The following is a 26346-nucleotide window of genomic DNA, read 5'->3' as shown; positions in this document are numbered from 1 at the left end:
TAGCGATAGGCATCGGTGGTAAAGCTGCGGGCCTGGATTTGCTGGCCAAAAGAATTTGTATGGGTAAAGTGGGTATAAAAAAGCCTCCCTACTTGGTGGTGTGGGAGGCTTGGGAAATTCTTAGAAACACGTAAATGGTTAATATGCTTTGCTGCAAAAATGCTTGTTCAAAGAGCGCTTTATCGCTATTCAGCCTATCGGATCAGTATTGTAAAGCTGAACTCTTTGAATAGGGAAGATAAGATTTAGCTGTTGTATTCTATCATATCCTCAACCATTAATCTAAAATAGTCCCAAAAAGATATAACTTCTTTTCCTCCTTCATACCCTTCTGATGCAAAATCATGGATAATGACTACCCCTTTTTGATTTTCAAAACAGGCTATATCATCATTATCTTCCCTTCTTGCGAAAGGAACTAATTCTCTATTAGGGTACCGTTGTTTCACTCCAGATAACCTTTCTCTTAGACGCTTTTCCGTTAGAATGATCCAAGGGTCAAAATCTACAAGATTTTGATTTACAATCGTTAGGAATGACAAAGGATATTCAAACCCAATTGGCAATTCCTCTTTAGTTAATAATCTTTCCATATTTATTCAGAGGGACACAAAGTTTACTCCCTATCTTTGATGCCTTTGTTAATATAATACTGAACAGGTTTAGCTAACCTGTTAGATATTTGATCATCTATTGATTCTAACAATAGATGATATATTTTGGAAGAAAAATTATTTTCAGTAAGTCTCTCTGGTAACACGATTGTCCATTCCTGAAGTTTAGATAACTTAATATCTATTTCTCCACTCAAAGATCCATCTTCATAAGTAGAAATAACCTTTTCATCAATATTATTCTTCTTTACTGCTACAATAAGAAAACATGACTCTCCATTTTCATCAGGATAAAACCCAAATTCATCATGTCTTTCATACATGTCTTTATCTTTAGAGAAAAACAACTCAACCTTATCTTTACTTGAGGTCGGATCTTCCCACTCCTCTTTCAAAGCACTTGGCCATATAGACTTAAGTTTTTTATGAAATTTCTCTAAAACTTTTTGTCTGTCTATGGAATAATCCCGGTATAGTATATAATCTAATCCTGTCATTTTAAAAATTCGTTTTACCCATTTCTACTCTATCTTTAGGAATAGAAATATTTACTTCACTTTTATAAATATGCTCACCTCTGTCTCCTTTCAGTCTACCTAACTTCTTATACTCTTCAGCGGTCATCTCAATTTTAAAATAATACTCTGATTTTTCACGCGTTACACCTAATCGTTTTTTTACTGTATTTTTATGATTTTTCAAAAAATCAGGAGAATCTGAAGAAAACCAAACAGCCCTTCCATTTTTGCTGTTACCCATTACTTTAAATGTGATATCTTTCCCTGATCGAATAGCGTTATAGCCTTTTTTACTTGTATAATGATAAATGATGTATTTATCGGGCTTAATGCTCCCCTTCCCTGCTGCTCCAGGTCCTTTTATTCTAAAGCCTTTCGCTTTATTATTGATACCTTGCATCCTAATCCCTCCAGGAGGCTGAAAAGACATTGCAATATTCACCATTGCTTCCCTTTTCATCTCCCTGGGAGCTCCTAAGTCGGAGATATCTTCCACTCCCATCAGTTCCTGATAAGAGGAAAACTCCCAAGTTTTATCTCCCCAGTAAGCATCTTCATGATGGAGAATATAATACTGCTCTCCTTCAGGAATAGGGTCGCCAGCACTCCATAATTTAGTATCTACAGCATAGACATCACTTTCGTGAGAAAAAGTAATGATTGGTTTACCATTCTCTTTTGTAAAGAGGTAATGATACTCTTCTAGCCCATCCAGGTCTATTGCCTGCACAGGAGTATTTCCCGCAAACTGATAAGGCGTATACCAAGGGTATTCCTTGGTCAGTGGATCCACACTCAAGAACCTTCCAATCCCCGGATTATACAAGCGAAAGCCGTAGTCTTGGATTAGCTGTGCATTGCCAAAGTCTTTATCATTTTCTTTCCCATTAAACCCATAGCGATAGGCATCGGTGGTAAAACTGCGGGCTTGGATTTGCTGGCCAAAAGAATTTGTATGGGGCGTAGGGGGCAAAAAAGCCTCCCTACTTGGTGGTGTGGGAGGTTTGGAGGATTCTTAGAAACACGTAAATGGTTAATATCCTTTACTGCAAAACTGTTTGTTCAAAGAGCGCTTTGTCGCTATTGAGCCTATCGGAGCAGTATTGCAAAGCTGAACTCTTTGAATAGGGGGTACTTTCGCCATCCTTGGCCCAAGGAAACCCTTAAGCTATCTTTTTTAGACGATTAACTGCTGCTAGTTAGGCTTCTCATTATCTATGAGAACATAATATATTGTGTACGAGCGGGTACTGCAATTTACGAAATTATTGATTTAGAATGCAGTCCGAAAAATGGGGGAACTATACCTAGTTTAACTGATTCTTCACTTTTTTGTTGCAAGTCTACACAATAAACCTAAGTCACTTGATTAAGGTAAAAGTTGATAGATTTCTTGCCATTTTTGTATTTCCTTTGAGCTTTTTAATTCATTAGCCTCTATTAATTGATGTATCATGCCTAACTTAATTTTAAGTTCCTTTAAATATCTAATGATTGAGATATCAAGCTTTTTCCACTCTAATGCTAATTTACGAAGCTCTTCTACAGAGCCTTGTAAGTCTTCAAATAACCAATCTTTAATAATATTAGAGTCTAGTAGAATATCATTCTGTTTATGCCCGAATGTAAGGATTGAAGTAACCCTACAATACATTGATGACTTTTTGTAGTAATTTTTTTCCTCATATCTATCTGAGATCTCTGATAAAATCTCATATATCCTTAATGCTACGTACCCCCACTCAACAGCATTACTTTTCAGCATATTCTGTTTAGATATGTCAGCTAGTAGTAAGAAATTAAAATCCATCTTCTTGATATCTGTTGTCTTAAGTGAATTTAACCAACGATGTACATCGTTAGGAGATTTACGGATTAATTGATTTACTGATAATTGATCCTTACTCATTTTAGAATTCATTTAGAGTTTTTAAATTCTCCTTTAATACTTCTTTACCTATATCTAAACTTTCTTGTGATGGTCGAAAATGTCCGCTGTAGTTGTTAAACTCAAGAATATAGTAGCCTAAATCGGCATCACCAGCAATCGTTCCCTCTCCAGCTGCTAAAACATTCTTGCCTTTTGATAAAACAGGATGATATACTTCAATACCATTTTTATGTTTAGGCATCATCATAAATTCTCCATTCTCTAATACAGCCCATTTAATTACACCATCATCTACTTTTAATACATTATCTATATTTCCATTTTTATTTACATTATGTGGTACTATACCTAGATTCTCTGCAGATCTTAATTCATCAGCTAATTTATCAGGCATTAAATTTGAAAATAATTCTTTTGTACTTCTAACAAATTGATTTTTTGATCCATTTTTGGAGAAAAATTCAGTTGCATCTAATTTTCTATTACCAAAAGAAGAGACGGTGAACACATCCATTATAGCAGAACCATGGTCTTTAGCTATATCTATCCATGAATTAGTTTCGATTTTATATACTTCTGTCTCAAAAATTTCTTCATTACTCTCATTCTTTTTGTATCGAAATCTATATTCAGAAGTTAAAATTCGAGCACCAGTATTTTGTAAGGCATGTTTTATGTCATAAATTGCCGTTTTAACTAACCTTGCAGTCAAGTAGGGGTCCACCATATCATTATAAGGATCATATTCTTCCGCTCCATCCAAATCAATAAATCGAATCGGCTTATTCCCCGCAAACTGATAAGGCGTATACCAAGGATATTCCTTGGTCAGCGGATCCACACTCAAGAACTTCCCAATCCCCGGATTATACAAGCGAAAGCCGTAGTCCTGAATTAACTGTGCATTACCAAAGTCCTTGTCATTCTCTTTTCCATTAAATCCATAGCGATAGGCATCGGTGGTAAAGCTGCGGGCTTGGATTTGTTGGCCAAAAGAATTTGTATGGGGCGTAGGGGATCAAAAAAAGCCTCCCTACTTGGTGTGGGGAGGCTTGGGGAATTCTTAGAAACACGCAAATGTTTAATATGCTTTGCTGTAAAACAGCTTGTTCAAAGAGCGCTTTGCCGCTATTGAGCCTATCAAAATAGTATTGCAAAGCTGAATTCTTTGAATAGGGAGATTATTTCATCGGCAGAAAACCCTTAACGATTCCTTTTCTTATAAAAAAGTATTCCAAATACTAGCGCATATAAGGCAGCTAGATATAAAGCCTCTGTGGCGCTTTGATCATCTGGATCAATATTATATGGTAATGTGAAAAGAATAAATATGATATAGATAATAAGCGGAAAGAAAGAACTCCATTTATTAGGAATAAAAAATGTTAAGTATATTAATGGAGCACTTATTCCATATACATACATCAATCCTATCATATTTATTACACCAACTTTATTACCTTCGTGTTCCAAAAATATTAACATATAAAAGAATGGAACAGTAAATATCCCAATAAGAATCGTTATTATATATATAATGACCTTTCTCATTTGATATGAAATTTAGTTCCTGTGTAAATTTTACCATGCTGAGCCGTATCCTTGTATATTTTTTCTGTGGAGTAAGACACCCCCTTACTTTTTAAATACTTTTCTGTATTCTCTATATGCTCCAAATGAGGAGTAAAGGTTTCTGTCCCATCACCAGCAAACCCTATAGGAAAAATCCAAGAATTGGGAGTATGTTGTATGTAATGTACCATGAAGGAATTCTCTTTTTTATAGTTTGCGACTTCGTAATTGATAATTCCTATTAAGGATACTTGATTTTCTGAAGCATAAGAAAGGAGTCTATCAAAAATCTGTTTTCCTCCATTTTCCCATTTTGCAAATGCCTGTCGCCATGCTAAAGCTCCCAACCTATAAGAATGATTATTACTTAGCTCATAATGTAAAGCTTCTACATATTCCTTATATAATTCCGGTCTTTCATAAATATAATCTGGTCTAGGGCCGTGAACACTCTTATGTTCATCTGTATATGGCAATGAAAACTTTGAATCTGACAAATTAATTTTTTTGCCATACATACCAGAACCATCCATTCTACTGTGTGCATAGGTATCTCCATACCTATGTAATAAACGACCAAACTCTTTATTATTTCCATAACCCACCACTCTCAATGAAGAAGCTGTAATGGATTGTTCTAAAAATCTATCGCTACTACCTGTCAAAGCATGTGTTTGCTCTTGATGAAAAGGAGACGCCCATGAATAATTCATCCAAGCATAATCAGCATGCATCTCTGAATCTGGAAGTTCAGCATAGTATGCAATTTCAGCAGCATTTGGTATTTCCAACATTAGAGCAATTAAATATACGGTCCAATAATGACCATCTGTTTCCCATTTGCCATCTGGATCCAAATATCGTATTGGATTATTAAAACCAAATCGATAAGGAGTCAGGTCTGGTGCTCGGGCTTTTTCAGGATCTACACTCCACCATCTACCAATTCTAGCATCATAAATTCTAGCACCAAAATCATAACTTCCTTCAAGAATTTCAGATGTTTTTTCTTTCCCATTAAACCCATAGCGATAGGCATCGGTGGTAAAGCTGCGGGCTTGGATTTGCTGGCCAAAAGGGTAATAGTCTGAAAGAGATGCAACCTCTGCCTCAAACATTTCCCCATTATACGTTTTTTTATCGGTAACCGTAGCCAAGACGTTTCCTAAATGGTTGCTTAGCTCATAATATTTTTCTCCTACCTTAAGTACATTTGTAGTACTGTCAGGTCTGTAAATTCCTAATCGGCTGCTTCCATAAAGTGGTAATTCCTTCAAGTCATCATCCTGATAGATCGCCATCACATTACCAGAAGCATCCCTTACATACTGGGTAAGCGTTGTTTGTTCTCCAGCACTTACCTCCTTGCTGATACGGTTTCCGGAAGCGTCGTAGATATAGGTCGTAGTGGCTAATAATTCATCTGTATTCGTAGAGGTAATCACCTGTCCATTTCCATCAAAAAGAGCATCAGCCGTTTCGTACTTTTCGGTGCGAGCTACCTTTCCGTCCACATTCCAATAAATACGTAATCGCTCGGATTTATCCGCAATCAGATTGCCTATGGCATCATAATGATAGTTATAAGCGTCTTGATTTGCTACCCCTAATTTTTTGTTCTGCCCTGCATCTTGGGATGCAAAAGCAGGAATCTTGGTAACAACTTCCGCCCCACTGTTCTTCACCTGTAATAGGCGATTCTTTTTGGTTTGATCATAAATATATTCCAGATCATTATCCAGGTCACCCTCATTATTATGACGCTCTAACGTCTGTAGATTACCGTTAGCGTCATAGGTATACGAAGACTTGAGATTATTGCTTAAACTACCAACTTCCTGGCTTACTGCATCAGTATAACTGCCTGCGCTTTGTGCCTCTTTAATACGATGCAATTGATCATACTTATACAGCATGGCATTGGCGCTTTTATTCGTTGTCTCTTGGAGTTTATCCAGGAAAGGAAGGTCTGTCACCATCCAGGAGATATTGCCGTTGTACAGTCCTTTTTCTCCATTAAGAATACTCGCCGACTTATTCCATAGGTCAGTTTGATTGGCTAATATACTTCCTCCGGCAGCCTCGTAATCCCCATCATAATACCCGAGCATGTATGCCAATTGATCTGAAGGAATCATAGTATGTTCACCATTCACCTCTCCATCTTTTCCTAAAACAGCGGTAACTCCCTTAGGCTGATTCACTCCCTTAATCCATCCCTGCAACGTATAGTAATAATCCAGTCCTTGTACCTTCTGATGCCCCAGCTCTATTCGTTTTAAAGGACCATGCAGGTAGTACTCATATGTCGCATCCGTCTGCCAGATATAACCATCCCTAGAGGTTTCCACTTGTGTGATGCGGTTATCGGCGTCATAGGAATAACGATGTTTCAACATATCATAACTTCCAGGCTGATAGGTCACCTCATTAACATTTCCGCTAATCAAATCATAATCGTAGGTAATATGCCGAGCTTCCAGTCCTGGGAGTTGCTGGGCTAAATGTCGTACGTTTCCATGAATATCGTAAGCATACAAAGTCAGAACAGGCTCTGCCTCCTCTGTAGCAAGACGTTCTACCCAGGCTACTCTTCCCCTCAAATTGTTATCGTCGAAATTCATTTTCTCCGCATTGGGACTCATAGAAGAGATCAAAGGACGATTGGGTAATATCTCTTCTTCAATCTCCGCAGTAAAATAACTTCCTTCAACAGCCGTAAAGCCCGGAAGAAGTACAATGCTATTACCCGCTGTAAGGGTTACTGTTTCTCCTCTTCTGACAGAAGAAGTTCCCTCTACCCTAATATCCTGCTGTACCAATGTTTGTTCTGGCAATGTAGTACTGGAGAGTACTTTATTGACAGCCAGACTTTGATACTCATTGGAGATATAAGAATCATAATTGGTATGCGTAATGGTGGTCAGTTCGGTTTCTTCCTTTTGAGGATACTCAGGAATATCTACATATTCAAGAAGCTCATCTATCAAATCACTTGCTTCTAATGTAGTATCTCTTGCTTCTCCTGATTCAATAACGCGTCCCAATGCATCATAACGTGTATAAGAAAACTTCCCTTCCAGTTTTTGCTGTGCATTTTGCGAAAATCTCAGGCGCCCTTTAGAATCGTAGGCAAACTCCGTAATTCCTCCATCCGGAGAAGATTGCCATACTATCTGATTCAGTGTATTATACCTATATTGGGTGAACAAAGAATGATTTCCTGAATTATCATCCAAATTCACCCCTTCTGGAGGTACTGTCTGTACAAGATTACCTGCCTGGTCATAATAATAGAGGGTGTAGTGATAAATAGAAGAATTATAGGTATCAGTAAAGGTTTCTTTAAATGTAAATTTCTTTTTTTCTTCCTCTATACTATATAGACAGTGGTTAGCCTTATTTTGCTGATACTCCTGAAAAGCATCCTCCCGTACTTTATCCCTTTTCTGAGATAACAAAGTCATACGGGTTTCTTCCTGGCAGTTTTCTTCTTTCAAGGTATTCAATCGCTCAAAATCTGCCTGCAACGCTGGACTTATACTATAATCACATGTTGTATATGTCATTGATCCAGTATCTTTGCAAGGGTTTTCTATCCAATTAACCGAACCCATAATAGAAGCATCAACTCCTGAGCGTACCAAATTATTAATCCTTCGATTACTTCCTTCATTGGCTCTCCATATTGCTAGTAGCTCTTCTTTCATCGGCAACTCTGCCTCTGCATGCTGGAAAGCGGCATAAAACAACTGTGATTTACTCAAAGGCGCATTCCATACCTTGATGTCTTTGATAGAACCTATAAACATTTCATCTCCTACAGTGAGTGGTCTTTCTTTTACCTCAACCTGTATTAACTCTTGTGTTTTTTCACTACCCCTGTGCAAACGTATATACCCCCAATTCTCGTCTCCACCGTATGTAACCAAACAACCACAGTTGAGATCTACCTCTACTGAGTATATACCTGTTTCCTTTGTCGGGGTTCCAAATATATATCCATTATTGACTGTCGTTGTTGCGCCATAAAGTACAGTCCCCTGCACATTATCTTTTGTCCTCATTGGATCTTCTTGAAGTACTATCCTGTCTTCCACGCACTCAGTCGTAGACACCCTGCTGATCGTTGCCGATACATTAAACGGTTCTCCCTTGTAGACATAGTACTTCCCATTCGCATCTTTCCTCAAGCCTGAAGTGAAATAGTCAACCTGCATTTGGAACGCCTCCTTTTCGTAGTTACTAGGCTCCCAGGTATAACTCCCATCATACGTTTTAATAGGGGTATCATCCTCTTCTTCTATTGCAGATCGTCCTCCTCCTATTTTTATACCCCTGTTATAAAGTCCTTCACGAAATAAATAGCGTGCCCCTAATTTCTTGGATGCTAACAACGCTCCATCCCAATAGAAATCTACCTTTAAATATTCCGTATTCAATAGCGTTTTGGCCGAAATAGCCACCTGATGTCCACAGTTACTTTCTGCACTTTGCGTAATTGGAACTGTCGTCGTATAGGAGCCATAGCGAAACACCAACTGCTTAATATTAGAAGCTGTTTTCTCAATGTAGAGTCCCAGTTGAGGAGTATAGAAAATAGGATAACGCTTTTGGGACTCACTCTCTGACTCATCCCAATCCACGTGAGCCGTAAAAGTAAACCCTTTCTCTAAATTGAAATTAAAATCCTCTGCCTCAATAATAGACTGACCATCCAACTTCAATAGTTGTTCACTTTGCTCCAAGGTAATGGTTTTCTCTTCACAATTCTCTTCAACCATCAAACTATCCGCTACAAGGGAATCCCTGACAAAACTCCAATCCTCTAATGATTGAAAGCCTTGTAATTCATCAAAAGGATAAAGGGGCTCATCAAGGCCCGCCTTTATTTTTGCCAGATCAATTTCCGAAGAAATTTTTTCATTGATATCCTTCTCCACTTGTTGTCTCATTTGCTCTGGAGAAGACATCCCTGTCACCGGGTCCCACTCAGGCGTACTTATTGGTTTTTCTATTACTCCCCCTTCAACATAAGAACAAGCACACCCTTCTTCACAAGAGGCTAAGTAGGCATTTACTTCGTCCTTGATCGCCTGCTTAGCTTTGATGTACTGCTGTGCCAACAACTGCCATTTCCGCTCTGACTTTTCAGTTTCTGTTGTTAAACCCTCATACAATAGCAATACCTCTTCTCCTTCTACGGTACCCACTACGCCCACATTGGGATTGTAGCTAAGCATCTCCTCCAATGTATACTCCTCTTCACCATAGGTATACATTGTAAAAAGTCTTTTATACATCTCACCTGTGGGAAGAATATCCCTTTGCTCCCCATAAGGATCCTTCCCTCTACCCCCGGCAAAGTATTGGTCATTCGCAATAATCGCATCCACCACATCTTCTACAGAAGCCGAAGCCGTTCTCACCCCAAACCCACTGGCTCCACTTTCCCAGGTTAATCCCACCTTGGTCAATTTTTGTTTCTCCTCATAAGTATCTGTAGCCTCCTGCAGACAGTTTAAATAATGGCAGTACTCTGGGTGATACTCGACTTCGATTCCTTTTTTCTCAGCATCTTCTTTCAGTTTATTCAATATGCGATCACATGAAGAAGCGTAAAGTTCTTGTACAATCCCCGAGTAATCATCAATCCCTTCTGTTACTATAGGATATGTACAATTCTCAATCAACGCATTCTCCTCGGTCTGTGTAAGTACTTGCTCACTAGCATGTGCTGTTAAATACTCATCTCGATAAGTACTCCAGCTCATCCCTCCCTCCATGACTTCTATATTTTTCTTGATGGTATATTCTCCCACCTTTTCGGCTGTGAATGAAAATGAAGTATTAAAAGGGGAGTCATCCGTACAAGTTGCTTTATCTACTGGATAAACTTTATGTTCAATTTCATATCCATCAGGGTCATAAACATAGACTTCCAGATCATATTCACAATTTGTACATTCCTCGCCTATAGTCGTTGAGCTCCCAGTAAAAGTAAAGCGTATTTGATGCGCTGTTCCTACGTTCTCATTGAAGATCTTGGCCAAGGAAGTTACTTTATTCTCCGAAATAATTTCATTGGCAGCACTCAGGTCAACCACTAATGGTGAAGGGGGAACTGTTGAAATTGCATCCAAAGCTTTTGGAGCGTCGCCCGATAAAGCAGTAGCAATCACTCTACCTTGTCCATCCAAATAGGATAAACTAATTTGTCCATTCGGGTCGATGACCACCTGTTTTTGGTAAAAAGAAATTTTTCCTAAATTATCCTCTCCAAAAAGCCTTGCCAATTCTTCTTTGGAAGGCGTTGTATAATAATAACGTGTGGTGTGTTCCCCACCTATCTGAAAAGCTTCTCCAAGCCCCCCTTGTTCCCTGACTCTTCCTGTATTATCATTCTTATAAACCGTTTCTGTATAAAACTTACCATTTGCATGTGGTTTAAACGGATCTAAATTGTCCTGACTATAATAATTTCCTGCGCCAGAATTAGCCTGTAGTGTACCATCAGCATTCAATACGTTAAAGTCTGTATGATAATTCAGGGTATTATCTTCTGCTGGAGCAGGCAAGACTGTTAAATTTGCACGACCGACCTCATCATAAAACGCTTCTGCAATCATTACCTTCCCTTCTGTACTAAGATTGGTAACGCTCTGACGGTTTCTCATACTACCATCATAATACGAAACTACCTGTTTTTGTTTTCCATCCTCCGCATAAGAAGTTATCGTCTGCCAAACCATATCCTCCTGAATCCCCTCAGCCACTGAGATACTGACAGGGGTTGTCCAACTTCCCACGACTGGTTGGTTCTCGTTATCCTTATGTTTTCCAACGCCCCTTAATCTATAATAGATTTTTCCTTTAGCATATGATTTAGGGATACGATAATACTGTTGGGAAACTCTTACCCGAACCGCTTCACCATTCGCAAAAAGTTCCTGTTCATCTACTTCCTGTTCTCTACTATCAACAAATACCCACTCTAAATCATAGGCAGCAATTCCCTCTCTATACCCCCAGTTAATTTGATAGTAGCTATTATCAGAATCGTCAAGAACCGTACTATGAGCAATATCCAAGGTTTGAGTATCTTGTAACTGGTAATCTCTATAGATTCTTCCCTCCAAGTATAGATTCTCCAACATTTCTTCAGGAAGATGATCAGAAACGCCTATAATCTCAACAATAAATCTGGAGCTCTGAGAAACAAAGTCATTATGATACTCTATAATGTTTGGCGTGCCATTCTCATCCTTAGGTATAATAAGAGATTGAGAAATATTATTAGATACAGACAAAGTATAACTGCCCAAATCAGTCACCTCCCCATTCTTATCCTCTTTTAAATCGAAATCCAGAGAATAACTCCATTCTTCCTCTTGTATCGTACTTAGCCCCTGACGGTATCGTAGAGCTATCCCTAACTGATACTGTCCTTGAGCATAAGTCCCATCCCAAAACCTGAATTGTTTTCCGTTGTAAAGATTATAATCGCTTAGTTTATAAGGTCGAACTACCTCTAGCTCTAAGTTATTACTGTTTTGTGCCCAAGCACTATTTATCCACAGAAGTAAAACTATAAGTGCAAAAAACAGGCGTGTTATATTAGTCATGAGAAACAGCTTATGCGAAAAAGTTAATGGCAAATATTTTTAATGCTCCTTTAAAAAAGAGTAGGCTGAAGAATCGTAAAATGCTTAAACCTACTACTAGGCTTAATTTCCTTTCCATCTCGAACGAGATAATACCGTTCTGTTAATAACTCCATACTTTCACTCACCGGTGATATATCTATTTTCATCATCACCTTGCTGACCCCATTAAAATCCTCTTCATTATAATGGTAAATTATCTTTTTAAGCAGACTTGTATTTTTTTCAAGGTAAATTTCAGCCATTTCATAAGCTTCGGAGGAAGCTTTCAACTGTAAATAATACATTCCCTCTTGCTCTCCTAAGTATCTTATATCTGCATTTAAAAGTTGTTGATCAAATAGGTCTTTTTCAATGGCTTGTTCTTTACTGTTCAAAAACGAAGCAGGTTGTACAGATATACTTTTCTCTTCCTCATTAAGGATCAATAGCTTTCTTTTTGTTCTAACAATTTTAGAAAACCCATTATCCTGATAAAACAATGAATCTTTTTTAATAGAATGCGTACGGGTAGACATCACAGGCATAGAACTTCCCCCTCCATATACTACCGTATTTGTTCGTAAATCAAAGTCCGAAAGCTTACCATAAGCTTCCATAGACTTTTGTAACATTTTCAATCCTTTAGATTGTCCCCAAACATTTCCAATACAAGGCGATACTATCACTAATATAAATAGGTACTTATACATAAAAATATGCTCGTTTAATGCTTTTCACCCACGATTACACATAGATTAAATTCGAAGTATTTTCTAACACAACGTCCCCAATAAAGAAGTGTCTTTACATCCTTTTTAAATACAGTAAATAATCACTGATAACGCTTATGCAATAGTCAGTGCATAAATCAGAATTAATTTGCTTCATTCTCAGTGTTTGTTTCATTGTCATTAGCCAGTATACTTTTATGAACTCTACTCTCTTGAATCGTCATAACACCCTCCGCCGTCTCTTTTTTGGTTAGGAAAAGATTTCCCTCCGCATCATAAAAATAATAAGCAGCATAATTATTTTGATCAAGTGTGGCTATGAGTCTATAATTAGAAGGATCGTATACATGGGTCTGTAAGCTTCCTTTAGACGGGAAAACTCTAAGGTCATCTACATACATACTTCCCGAGGTTTTAAAGGCAAGTTCTAATGCAGTACTTTCACTCAAAAACTCTCCGCGAACTTGTTGCCAGCCTTCAATAATTTCCCCCACAGGTTCTAGTAAAACGGTTGTATTTCCTGACTTCACTGCTATACCTCTATTGTCATCGGCAAAAGTGGTTTCTTCAATGTTTTCTACGTGAACCCATAAGCTTATCATATACCTTTTTCCCTCTATTAAATGTAAATCACTCTGCTTCACAAAAGGTGTAGATGCAGTTACTTTCAGTGAATGTTTACCACTGTGCACTTTTACATCACTCCTGGATAGCAATTGTTCATCTGATACAAGCTCTTTTGAGCTGTAATACCCTAACTCACCTTTCCAAGTACCGACCCCTTGCAAGCCAGGTCCTTTCAAAAATAATTTAGTCACACTATCACTCTCACTCCCATAAGTACATTGCACCGAAAGCTGATTTACCGTAAAAGTATTCTCATCAGCCCTAGAAGTTCCTGATATCATAAATTCTGCTCCACTTAATTGGTCAAACTCAGACTTCAAAATCCCCAGCTCTACATAATTTTCTTCGGCCCGTAAAACTGGAATAGTATGTAATACCACTTCACTGTAGTCTTCATTGTGTAAAAAGCTAAGATTTCCAGCTCCTTCCCCTGTTTCAAAACTGCAAAAAGCTATTTCATTGTACTGTGCATTAGCAGCAACAGCTACAGGATGTAGATGACTATACCCGTATAATACTGCTGAATACACTCCCAAAATATCTTTACTTTCCACTTCGTAACCATAAGGGGTATACCTTGTTGACGAAGAAATATTTTTCCATCCATCCAACGTTTCTTCTCCATTAGAGGTCCAGTCAAATGCTGTGGCGGTAAAAAAACCTTCTTGTCTTAAGTCTTTTACTATTTCGTTCCCAGAAAACTGAGTATTCCTATCCAACCCATCATAGTACGAAAATGTCTTTGCTGAATGCCATACGCCTTCCATTCCACTGACAAAAGGGTTAGTCTCTAAGATTGGGTGTGACATCGTTGCTCCTTGTACTAACCCTGCATCTAAGAAACGACTATCAGAATAGGTGGTAGCACTAATACTTAGTAAGCCTGATTCTGCTTCCTCATTTAAAATCACCTCATCATTTACATTCGGAAGTTCCCCCAACTGTAAGCTTTTTTGATAAGAAACCGTTTCCATTTCTATTCCCTCACACCCCTCAACAGGATACTCTACCGTCAAATTAACGGTATAAGAGGCCGGTGTCTCCGGAAAAGTAAACCTTGGGTGTCTTGCTGTACTCGTATCCACCTGTCCATCGCCATTTCCATCTGCCCCTGTACTCCACAAAAAAGTAGCCCCTTCCGGCAAAGGACCTGTCAAATTGATCATAGATATATCGTAGAGACAGTTCATCTGATAATCAAAGCATACCTCCGGTTTTTTCGCAATCACCTTAATTTCTGGAGAAGTCATTACATAACCATACTGATCTGTCACTCTTACTTTATATACCCCATTCTCAGTAGCTGTTAAGGTACTTTCTTTAGAAATTGGCAGAAAAAATCCCCCAAGGTGAGCATAATAAGGGTCCTCTACTTTAAACATCCATAAATATTCTAAATGATCGCCAGGTGCAGGTTGTAATGTTATAAGATCTACAGAATGATCATCAATCCGCTCTTGGCAAATAGTGACATCAGGTCCATAGATATGAATATCCTTCGATATACTTTGCGTAGCACTTATGTTCCCCACCAAAGAAGCCTCCTGAGATTTGATATCGGTATAAGATAATGTTACCTGATAAGTATCATATCCATTGATTTCGCTTACCTCATTTCTTTTAAAATCATATTCATAAGCCAACCCAGCTAATGTCGTATGTCCATTAGTACCCGCTTTATCATACCACTTTTCTATAGTATTTATTTCCTCTGAAGATTTTTGAATACTCCATTCAAACTGAGCGATATCCGGGATATACTGTGTAGAATTAATCAACTGAAGACGGTTTACAGACGGGTCAAGACTCTTGACATCAATACCCAGCTCAGGACCTTTAATATATACGTCCCTAGTATACTTATCATCGCATAACATTAATGTATACCTATCATTTTGAGTAATAGGTAAATCAGCTGATTCCCCTACCACTTCGCCATTACTATTCAACCATAATAAATCGCCAAAACTATCACTACCATTTACTCTTGCCTGTAAGGTGTTTGTTGAGACATCCAAGGTAATCGTCGGTCGTAACTCGGGCTGCCCACAATTACATAACTGAACTGTCTGGGCTGCAGGAACCTCCCATTTTCTATACTCACTGTCTTGAGGAAGCTTATACTCTACCCATAACTTAGGCCGAAAACTCTTAGACACAATTCCCTGAATATTATATGAGTGCGTCACTTCTCCATTAGTTTGCTCAGCAACAGTACCTTCTCCAAAATCCCAAGTGTAACGGATATCAATGTTATCCGGAATCTCACTAAACTCTCCTGTAAAAATATTATTGGGAGTCAGTTTAACCTCTGCGACTCCATTGGAACACTCTTGTATAGTATAAGAGAAAGAAGGGGTCGGCAACTTGGTCACAATAAATACTTTGCCTGTCTGTGTACAACCATTACTATTATATAAATAATGGTATTCAGAGGTTTCTGTTATTTCAACATTACCATCATACTCCAGATACTCTCTCTCTGTGTATCTCCTTGGAATAGAAGGTTTATCAGGATCTCCATCTCCCGGATTAGGGTCTTCTGTTTCTACCTCTTTCCACCACTTCACACTACTGTAATGGCCTCCCAAGGAAGCATTTACAATTCCTTCTTCATTAGGAAGATCTTGAATAATGTTCACATCATCAGCATTACCCACTTCAAAACTAAATGATGTTGATTTCTTATCATAACTCTTTTTCTTTTCTTTATCCGTATAGCCTGTAACCGTCACTAAAATAGTATACTTCCCCGGTTTAAGAGGCTCAAATGGTGAAATAGTCTGTTCGTCAAAAGTCACATAATCACTCCTACCTACGTTATCATTTTTTATTGTCCCTTTAATTTCGTAACCAGAAGATACTGTTTCCGTATTATTCCTATAAACATAATAAGTCAAATAACTTGTTTTACAATTGTATATTATATTATAATAGAAATTCGCTTTCACTTTAAAAGCTGTAGTTCCTATATCGTTTTCACATTTAGGATACCAAGTAATATCTAATGTCGATTTGTCTGAACCAAAATTAGATATAAAGTCTTTTTTCTCTTGAGAATAGCCAAATACACTAAAAAACAGGCAAGCCACACAAGTGCCAAAAAGTAGTAGTATTCTTTTCATTACATATTTCACTTTACGAAATCCTGATTTAGCTTATTGATAGTTTTCCTGATTATTTAGTTTTGAGGCTACTCCTACTTCCAGTAAGTTTCTTCTCCCCGACCGATGTAGCTTAAATTCTGTCATTACGGAAGGGTTCGATAAGTTACCTTCTATATACCAGCTATAAGGCTTATACCTCTCTCCTAAGTAAACTGCCCTTGCACTCCCATTGTCTACAATAAACTCATCCCCTTCTACAAAAGCAGATTCATCCCAATTAAGAGGATAGTCAATCAATTCGTAATACTTTGAATTATATGGATGTTGCTCTAATCTTCCTCTAAAGGTCGTGCCTATATTGTAATAAGCCGCTCCCATCTGATCGTATACAGTGTAAGCAGGCTTCACGTGTTGGTAAAAAGGATCTCCAAACTCATTCTTTACTTCCGCAAGGAGTACTTTTCCAGACAAGGCATCCCAAACCTTGTTTTCCACTTCATTGTATTTACCATCCTGATAGGTTACGACTTTCTTCAAAATCCCCGTCTTATTGATTACACGGTTAGTCACAATCGAACGAAAAGCGGAGCGAGAATAAGTTAAATCCGGAAATGCCGATGGAAATGCAATTGGGGGAAAAATAGATAGGTCTGCATTAACGTTAACACCTACCGTACCTGTGTTAGAAATACTTTTTCTGCTATCAGCAAACAACTCCTCTATAACCCCTATACGTTTCTCTTCTATTATTCCATTATTCCATACTTTAACCGTATTATCTAGACATGGCACTATCTTATCTCCTACCTTAATTTCTTCGGTATCATCGTCATCCTGCTCTTCTTTTTTCTTGTTTACATATTTTTTCTTGTTTACATAATTACCGACATCCGGTAAATATGTTGTTGAGGTATTATAATAGTATTCTTGCCAATAGATTGGCTCTGGAACTTTCATTCCCAATTCATCTAGTCCATAATGATGCACTGACTTCAAAATGCCATGCATATTATTTACTTCGATAGAATAGCCCTGACTCATGGTAAGGGAAGAAGTAGACACTAATGGCAAAGGTAACTGTAGTCTTTTTTTATCAATATTGGTATACTTCGATATAGTAGGGAAATCCTTTGCCGTATAGTATTGATATTCTGTAATACCCGTACGTCCATCTGTCTCATCCCCCTCCTCATCTACTCCTATAGACCTGACAGAAACCTTACTATATACCACTTGGGGGGCAGGATAATACTGCTCGTTCACGGGGTACTCTTGTAGGTTATAATTACTCAGTCGCTTATTACCTTTCGCAGTATAATACTCTCCTCTTTTCAATGCATTTTCATCCCCCCCAATAGAAGGTTCATAAGAAGCTACTCCACTACTTACTGTACCAGCATCATCTATAGTTGTATAATTGTATTCTTGTATGTAAGAGTAAGCTCCCCCTGTACCTTTCCAGTTATCATTTATCTTGAGCTGTTTAACCCTTAATCCTCCACCAAATTTTCTAGCCTTCACATTAACACGAACCCAGGAATAATCTAATTCTATTTTTTGACCAAAGTCTTCATCAATCATATATGCATAGAAATCACTATTGATGAAAAACATCCTCTTCATTACTCCAAAAAGTTTCTTTATGTTATTCTTACTGAAAGGCCCTTCAGTACCGTACAATAAATCTGGACGTTTCTCCTTAATATGATTCCATACAGCTATCGCAATAGGATGGTAAGAGTTATTTCCAATCTTTATAGGTTTCAATGATAAATATACCCCCTGTTCATCTGAACCTGCTTCTTTCACCTCTGCATATCCTGTCACATATCCTGTCACATATCCTGTCATACTCCCCTTGAAGTTTGCTAACACCTTGAAATAGACCTGCCCGGTGTTATCCAGGTATTCTTCAACTTCTTCAAACTTAGATTCACTTCCCAAGTATATTTTAAACTGCTCTTTATCATGTACAAATGTATCTCTATTTATGGTTTCCAGGCCTTCTATCCGATTCATACACATGGCTTGTTTATCCTGCACATAAAAGTAATCATCAGATTCATACGTAACCTCAATACTCCCTCCTGAAGGCATAGTGATTTTCTTTAAATTCCAGGCACTAATACTCTCCTGTCGCACATTCATATAATCAGCATTTGTATCCTGATAGGTATATGGAAAGTCATTATAAATCCTATCTCCCAATGCTGCTTCTGCATCAGGAAGTACTTTATTCATCCCCCAACGGTCTATTTTCTTTATATCATAACCATAAGTCTTTAGGTCTTCATCGTAATAATCAAACTTATAGGAATGCTCAATCTTACTCTTTCCATACTGCATAGTTAGGCCTTCCAGAGTCAGTTTACCTTTTCCATTTGCAGCACTATTAGGTGTACCTCCGCAAAGAGAATAGTGCTCATTATCAAACTTAATCGTCTGTATAGGATATAAATCGTCTTCTACGGAAAATAGCTTGATTTGGTCCAGACGAAATTGCTTCATACCTTCTACCTCTATGCCATCTTTTCTCCCTATGCCATCTTCTCTCTCTTGTAAGATAAATTCTGCTTTATGCGTACGAGTTCTTGCCTCTTTTAAGTACCATAACTCCTTTTGTCCATAACTACGATTCAGCATATCATCGTTATAGAATTCAGTATTCGTACTTCCAGCATCATAAAAAAAATGATTTTCCTCAAACGGAGTTCCCCATCCATAATGCAAATCGAAAGTCGTTTTGCGGTCATACGTAAACTTCACCCAATATCCCAAATCTCCATCTGAAGGACCAGGAACATCATCTGTATCTACGTAATCGGCTCCTAAAACGGCTGTTAAAAGATAAGAGTAAGCATAGGGATCTGTAGACGTTTTTCTATCTATTTTCACACCGTCTCCAGTTTTTTCTTCTACGGTTCGCTCATTATACCTATCCGTTTCTCTTTCTACGGTTTGTTGATCTTCTTCTTTACTTTTTATCTCTTCCACCTGTTCAGTGTTGTAGGCTGAGATTCCATATACATATCGCATCCCCTTCGGAGTCGTTACTTCATAAGCTTGAATATGATGCTCCTTTCGAATATCCTCATGGAGCAATTCTTCATAATCTCTCTTTGTACCCTGATTATACCATTCCGGCCTAAGGTATCCCAAACGATTCGAGATATTACTCTTTACATTATTTTTTAACTCTTTTCCTGTATAGGTAACTATTGCGACACTTCTTGGAGTTCTTTCTTCCTCTTTTCCATCTTCAAATTCTCCTCGATATAATGTAGTGAAATCAGCATCCGTTAAGGTATTCAATGGAATTTGAACAGGCCCTTCCGTATTCTGAATAGAATTGTAGCTATTATTATCCATCACCAAATCTCCTACGGACTTATAGAAATTCGGTTCATATAGTAATTCATCTCGGGTCGTTTTTGTCTGAAAAGACATTGCTCCTGAGCTCTCCCATCCACCTGTACGAAAATCCGAATAGCTACTAATAGCTCCTAGACCCACATGATCAAAGCCCTTAACACTAATATCTGCACTAATATTTCCGCCAATCACACCCTGTTTTCTAATAGGATCTGATAAAATCCCTATGTCATTCCGCATAGGTCGCAACATCATCGACATCCCTTGAGCAGAAGCGGTATAAACATCATGGGTAATTTGTGGAACCGCAAGATTGGGATTAGAAGATAAAGCTATTTTATCATTGGTACGGTTGAAATCTTTTAAGCCATGTTCATCTGCAAATTGAAGGTAATTATACCCAAATGGACGACTTATAATCTTCCTATTATGAACCGTTTCTTTACTCGTAGATATGTTTAATGTAGGTGCTATATAAATACCTGAAAAAATATTTAATCCTACTTTTAATGAACCTGACATTGTGACCACATCCATTGGAATATCAATATTAGGAATCATAGCTGGCAATGCAAAAGAATAACTTCCTGGAGGAACAACCAATGCCCTTGCATTTTCACTTTCTGAAGTTGACTGCCTATGTATTCCCCCTGAGTAAGAAATACGGCTGATTCCCTCCAAAGAATTGAATCCTAGTCCAGCTTGTAATTGCCACTTCCTTTCTTTTGCCTGAAAAGATAAGCTTGGCGTTAATGATAGAGAACTTCCATTGACCAAATCAGAAGAGGTTCCAACATCCAACCCCATCGTTGTATTATTTTTCAATGTATATCCTACACTCATATTCGACCCTACTGAGAAATTCCACCCTCTATGATTATTATAAATAGTATTAAGGTAACCACCCGCTGTTATATCCCACACCTTTTCCCTTAAATCAAAACCAAATATTTCATTCACTCCAGAAGGAATATGTAAAGAGTAACTTTGGGTTGTATTGGGTTCCATAGTGATCGTCGTACTTACTTCATCTTTATCAACTACATCCCCCCTAAAATCATCCGGAAGACCTCTGACACTTCGCGTCAAACCCCCTGGATTTAAATTCCAACCCAACCCAACCCAACTCGCCTCCTGCTCCATCGTAACGCCAGCCTCATAAAATAAATTAAATGGGTAGCCACCATCAGGTCCAGGCAACTCAAAAAGTGGTATATTATACTTAAAATCGCCTGTTGCTGTATTGACCATATCCGAACTACTCGCATGTTGAAAAGTCGATACCTCCGGCGTACTTGGACCAGAAGTAAGAGCTATTGCAAAAGGAATAGTTACCGTTGTATTAAGTAGTTGTATAGTCAAAAATACCGCTATTACTTTATTGAATAGCTTATTTCTAAAAAGTCTCATCGTTACTACCTTAAGTATTCTTTAAGTGAATTTTATAACTCTAATTCTTGAGTTTCTTTTATCTGATATTGTAGGTCGACTCCTTTTCGTGACAAAAGGTCAGACCTAAGGGATAACTTTACCTTATCTTCCACTTTTAATTCTGAATCTATTTCAAAAACTAAAATGAATTTCCTACTCCCTTTTTTAAGATTATAAGTACGCTCAAAGTGTAAGAAATCACACGGATATACTTTACCGTTTACTAATAAATGAATATCATTTATCAACTGATAAGATAAGTAATATAACCTTTGTTCTTTTTCTGTCTGAGAAGTAGCTCCTTTCACCACCCAATCCGATTGATCCAAAGAAGATACTTCCATTGTAAAGGCCACTGTATTTTTTAATTCCTCAGTCCTTCGCATGAGCAATTCCTTATCACTAACCTGAAAGTCTACCTCTTCCAATGCTAAATAAATTGGAGGTCGGTATAGAGCCTGTACCTCTAACGTTTTTGTTTGAACAGATTCCGTATAATTTTCAATTACCCATTCACGATAAGATTCCGGTCTTTCAGTACACCCTATCAATCCAAAAAAAAGTATTATGACTACGTATTTATTCATCTGTTTTTAACTCCTAAAGCGTCCCTTCTGCTGTTCCTATATCTATTCCGAAATTAATATTAGAGATAGAGATCCCTTTATTTTTAATTTCACACTCATCAATCTCTATTTTTTTTATGATTTGATTATTACAATCATCTTCTGCAACTAGAGCTATATACAATGGCATCGCTCTTTGCCTTTGAATACTTTGTGTTGATCCTTCTATATCACCCCAATTTGATTCATCCATTCCTTCTAGAGGAGTAGCACTAAAATACCACCTATAATAATATTGGGGTATTCCACCTGATTGATAGGCAATTAAACTAACATTCAATTGACCTCCCAAACAATTTGTTCCTATATTGTCTGTATAAATCGACACATCAAATGTTTCCGATGGTTGGGTATAATAAAAACGCAACATATTGATTACCTGTTCTCCTTCCATCAATTCAAACACATAAAACTTTTGAATTTCCAAATCATCAGGCAATTCAATTTCATATTGATTATATCCATATCCCATTTCTATTGAAGCAGGGCTGCTTACAATACCCTGTTCATCCAAAAAACGATATTCATACTCCTTAGATGTAGCTTCATATTGCTCAAAAACAAATAGTAACTTCCCTTGATAACTTCTATGAAATGACTCATTCAATTGAGTTCTCAATCTTGCGTACGATTTACAGCCTTCAAAAAGTCCACACTCCATTCCTGAAGTCACTTCTACAGTATGTTCACTTTCAATTGAATTACCACAACCATCAATGACTGTTCTTTTAAAAGTTGTTGTTTTTTGTATAGTTTTATTATACATCAAATTAGGAGAACTCGGATGGTTTATTGCTTCAAAAAAACCATTTTCATTCACCTCCCATATATAAGTATACTGCCCATCTCCCCCTGAAGCAGGATCTCCCGATAACATTCCCAAATCACTATTTACACAAAGACTTACGGGCCCTGAGATCCCTCCTACGGCTAACGGAGGGTAAACATTTACATTTATATTTACCTCATCACTTACACTTTCCACTCCATTATAAACTGTAAATCTGCGATACCTTGTATTTTTTGTTAAAGGAAGACTCTCTGTTAGCGTAGCTTCTGTAGCGGCTTCTATTGTATTCCAAATTCCTCCATCTATTGAACGTTCCCACCTATATTCATGGGTACCTAAGCCATTCGTTCCATCTATAATACTAGAAATAGTTGGAGACATACCATTACATACATTACTTGGTCCCTCAATTTCTCCAGATTTAACCACCACCACTTGTACCGGTGCTGTATCTTCATACCCTAAAGATCCTTTAACTCTCCTCTTATACCACTTAGTATGGGAAGGTAATATTTCAGGATCAAACGTTGTTAAAGAAGTATTTATCCTCCAATCATCAGTCCCATTATCAGACTCATACCATTCATATTGAAGAGTACTGACTACTGTTGGAGCTATCTTATTTAAGTGTACACTTTCCCCTTCTCGAATCACCTTTTCTGTTATTAAACTTCCCTCCTCCAATTGATCAAGTACATGAAGTTGAACAACATTGGAATACACTTCCGGTAACTTTATAGGATCTAACTGATAAGCCTTTCTTCTAAACCAATAATCTCCAACAGCCCATGCTTTTGTAAAAGTATATTCGACCCCAGTAGCTCCTGAAATGGGAATCCAATTTTTTCCATTATCATCGGAATATTCCCATTCATAGATAGGATTTTCCATACCGACGAAATCTCTATCCCCCGAAGAGATTTTATCCGGTACTTCAGCATCAAATACGACTTGTGTTCCTGATATCTGACCTGGGTTACATAGCCGAATACTAGACGTATATAAAACGACTCCTGCAAGAGTGGTTGCTTTTCTGCGTACGTAATATTCCTCGTTAGTAGATAAATCATACAAATAATCTATACCCATAGGAAACTCCTGCCCCATACCTAACGAAGTGTAAGACCAACCACCATCAATAGATGCCTCCCATTCAAATAATACAAACGCTCCATGAGGAGGGATAGAATCCCTTAATATACCATCGTGATAAACAATACTTCCCGGGTCTAGATCCAAATCCGAATTATTAATCAGAATGGTTTTACTGATATTCTCATAACCAATACGATAAGAGTATCCTGTAAATCCTTCATGTTTGATGATAATATTTTCCGACCCTGATGCTAACTCTATACTCTGGTTTGGTAAATTCGTAGTCCACAAAGATAAATCTATCAAGCCTTGAGATGTAACAAGTATCTCATGATCTGTAGCTATTACTTCAGGAATAAATGGATTAACATTATTTCTTATACCATATACGCTGATTTCTCTCTCTTCTCCGTACCCTATAGGGGTTAAAACACTATTACCAGATGTATTCCAGAAAAAAATGTTAGCATCTGAACCTGAATACACCTTCTGTCCAGACAGTATAATTGCCTCAGATGCTTGTCTTGCCCAATGATCATACTGCGAAGTTCCCCGAAATACCGTATATCCGTTCGTAAATGGTGCTTCATAAATATATTGAGCATGAACCTTCATAAAAAGGCACAATAACAACGATAAAATTACTATTCTTCTCACCCTGAAATACCCCGTGATAGAGGCTTATTTATCTCTAAAAAATTTAATAAATTTCTCTACTGCTCAATTCAACACGATCAATTCTTTTTTTCCAACGCTTCCAAACGCTTCTCTAACTTTTCAAGTTGTTCCATTCGTTCTGTCAAAGCTTTATTCTTCTTCTCTAATTCAATAGCGTATAGCGTCAATTCCTCTACTTTCTGCAGTAACTGAATCTGAAAAGCCGACATATCCAATCCTTTCTCCTCCATTTGTTTTGCCGGGGCTATTTCAGGGAGATGTTTATTTTTAATAATAAATTCTTCCACCTCTGAAAGCGGCCTTAACACATAGTCTTCCTCAAAAACAAAATCTGCACCTGGTGACGTTGTCACCTTAATTGCTTTACTTTCCAATTTACCTTGTAAAACTGCATCACCATTTTCCCTAATATAAAATACTTCATTGTTTGAAGATGAAGCTATATCAGAGTCTATAGTGAAAATATGGCCTTCATTTGCCGTAATTTTTGTATACTTCTCTCCTTCCACTTCAGGCTTTTTAAGTAAAATAGAGGCCATTTTTCCATCTGAGTTTTCCCCTAATTGAATATCATCACTCATGATCAATTTATTATTAAGAGATAGTGTTGATAATGTCGTGACACCTGCCACACTCAAATCACCTCCAATACTAGAACTTCCACTTATACTCACCGTAGATAAGCTAGATATACCGCTAGATGACACATCCGTAAAATTTGAAGTTCCTTCGACAGACAGTTCTCCTTCGACACTTAAATCACCTGATGTATTGATATCTGACAAATCCATTGTTCCGCTAACCGATACATCCGTAAAACTGGATGCCCCTGTAACGGATAATGTACCGCCCATCGATGTGTTATCTGAGACTGCCAAGGTCGCTATACTAGAGGTTCCGCTAGAACTCAAATCAGTGAAACTGGATGCCCCTGTTACAGACAACATACCTGTCATGCTCGTGTTATCTGATACTGCCAAGGTCGTTAAACTTGAACTACCTGCTACCGATAGATCTCCTCCTACTGTTGCGCCTCCACTTACATCTACACTCGATAAATCCATTGTTCCGCTAACCGATACATCCGTAAAACTGGATGCCCCTGTAACCGATAATGTGCCACCCATCGACGTGTTATCTGATACTGCCAAGGTCGTTAAACTGGAGGTGCCACTGGAACTCAAATCAGTGAAACTTGATGCGCCTGTTACAGATAACATACCTGTCATGCTCGTATTATCTGATACTGCCAAGGTCGTTAAACTTGAACTACCTGCTACCGATAGATCTCCTCCTACTGTTGCGCCTCCGCTTACATCTACACTCGATAAATCCATTGTTCCGCTAACCGATACATCCGTAAAACTGGATGCGCCTGTAACCGATAATGTACCACCCATCGACGTGTTATCTGATACTGCCAAGGTCGCTAAACTGGAGGTGCCGCTGGAACTTAAATCCGTGAAACTGGAGGTGCCTGTTACAGATAACATACCTGTCATGCTCGTATTATCTGATACTACCAAGGTCGTTAAACTTGAACTACCTGCTACCGATAGATCTCCTCCTACTGTTACGCCTCCGCTTACATCTACACTCGATAAATCCATTGTTCCGCTCACCGATACATCCGTAAAACTGGATGCCC

Annotated in this window: 11 protein-coding genes and 1 pseudogene; all 12 read right to left on the bottom strand. The window is 37.9% G+C overall.

Going from position 1 to position 26346, the window contains the following annotated elements:
• Window positions 1-245: 245 nt before the first annotated feature.
• Complete coding sequence (locus ABD985_RS15590; RefSeq protein ID WP_345373307.1) at window positions 246-593, bottom strand: hypothetical protein; 348 nt, start codon at window positions 591-593, stop codon at window positions 246-248.
• Between the two features lie 23 nt (window positions 594-616).
• Window positions 617-1111 (bottom strand): hypothetical protein, encoded by a 495-nt coding sequence (locus tag ABD985_RS15585; protein ID WP_345373305.1) that lies wholly within the window; start codon window positions 1109-1111, stop codon window positions 617-619.
• 1 nt (window position 1112) lies between these two features.
• Window positions 1113-2105: an RHS repeat-associated core domain-containing protein gene (locus ABD985_RS15580; RefSeq protein WP_345373304.1), complete on the bottom strand. Its 993-nt coding sequence runs from the start codon at window positions 2103-2105 to the stop codon at window positions 1113-1115.
• A 396-nt stretch (window positions 2106-2501) separates the two neighbouring features.
• Complete coding sequence (locus ABD985_RS15575; protein WP_345373303.1) at window positions 2502-3041, bottom strand: hypothetical protein; 540 nt, start codon at window positions 3039-3041, stop codon at window positions 2502-2504.
• Between the two features lies 1 nt (window position 3042).
• Window positions 3043-4008 (bottom strand): annotated as a pseudogene (locus tag ABD985_RS15570) (RHS repeat domain-containing protein); the annotation flags it as partial.
• A gap of 562 nt (window positions 4009-4570) precedes the next feature.
• Entirely contained in the window at window positions 4571-12220 is a 7650-nt protein-coding gene (locus ABD985_RS15565; RefSeq protein ID WP_345373301.1) for an RHS repeat-associated core domain-containing protein, read from the bottom strand.
• Window positions 12221-12270: 50 nt separating this feature from the next.
• Window positions 12271-12951 (bottom strand): hypothetical protein, encoded by a 681-nt coding sequence (locus ABD985_RS15560; RefSeq protein ID WP_345373299.1) that lies wholly within the window; start codon window positions 12949-12951, stop codon window positions 12271-12273.
• Between the two features lie 164 nt (window positions 12952-13115).
• Complete coding sequence (locus tag ABD985_RS15555; RefSeq protein ID WP_345373297.1) at window positions 13116-16724, bottom strand: hypothetical protein; 3609 nt, start codon at window positions 16722-16724, stop codon at window positions 13116-13118.
• A 33-nt stretch (window positions 16725-16757) separates the two neighbouring features.
• Window positions 16758-21488 (bottom strand): hypothetical protein, encoded by a 4731-nt coding sequence (locus ABD985_RS15550; RefSeq protein WP_345373295.1) that lies wholly within the window; start codon window positions 21486-21488, stop codon window positions 16758-16760.
• A 32-nt stretch (window positions 21489-21520) separates the two neighbouring features.
• Complete coding sequence (locus ABD985_RS15545; RefSeq protein ID WP_345373293.1) at window positions 21521-22096, bottom strand: hypothetical protein; 576 nt, start codon at window positions 22094-22096, stop codon at window positions 21521-21523.
• 13 nt (window positions 22097-22109) lie between these two features.
• A complete protein-coding gene (locus ABD985_RS15540) occupies window positions 22110-24635 on the bottom strand; it encodes a hypothetical protein (protein ID WP_345373291.1) in 2526 nt (841 codons plus the stop codon).
• Between the two features lie 119 nt (window positions 24636-24754).
• Window positions 24755-26346, bottom strand: a 1592-nt coding sequence (locus ABD985_RS15535) for a serine-rich family protein (protein ID WP_345373289.1), incomplete at its 5' end; no start/stop codon positions are given.

Origin of the sequence: Algivirga pacifica (assembly GCF_039543525.1) — a bacterium.
In the GTDB taxonomy this organism is placed as follows: Bacteria; Bacteroidota; Bacteroidia; order Cytophagales; family Flammeovirgaceae; genus Algivirga; species Algivirga pacifica.
Note: the sequence above shows the minus strand (reverse complement) of the source record. Positions and strands in the feature narration are given on the sequence as shown.

Bases quoted from the DNA above. Each gene is read 5' to 3' on its own strand.
- ABD985_RS15590 (WP_345373307.1), bottom strand. From the start codon at position 593: ATGGAAAGATTATTAACTAAAGAGGAATTGCCAATTGGGTTTGAATAT.
- ABD985_RS15585 (WP_345373305.1), bottom strand. From the start codon at position 1,111: ATGACAGGATTAGATTATATACTATACCGGGATTATTCCATAGACAGA.
- ABD985_RS15575 (WP_345373303.1), bottom strand. From the start codon at position 3,041: ATGAGTAAGGATCAATTATCAGTAAATCAATTAATCCGTAAATCTCCT.
- ABD985_RS15565 (WP_345373301.1), bottom strand. From the start codon at position 12,220: ATGACTAATATAACACGCCTGTTTTTTGCACTTATAGTTTTACTTCTG.
- ABD985_RS15560 (WP_345373299.1), bottom strand. From the start codon at position 12,951: ATGTATAAGTACCTATTTATATTAGTGATAGTATCGCCTTGTATTGGA.
- ABD985_RS15555 (WP_345373297.1), bottom strand. From the start codon at position 16,724: ATGAAAAGAATACTACTACTTTTTGGCACTTGTGTGGCTTGCCTGTTT.
- ABD985_RS15550 (WP_345373295.1), bottom strand. From the start codon at position 21,488: ATGAGACTTTTTAGAAATAAGCTATTCAATAAAGTAATAGCGGTATTT.
- ABD985_RS15545 (WP_345373293.1), bottom strand. From the start codon at position 22,096: ATGAATAAATACGTAGTCATAATACTTTTTTTTGGATTGATAGGGTGT.
- ABD985_RS15540 (WP_345373291.1), bottom strand. From the start codon at position 24,635: ATGAAGGTTCATGCTCAATATATTTATGAAGCACCATTTACGAACGGA.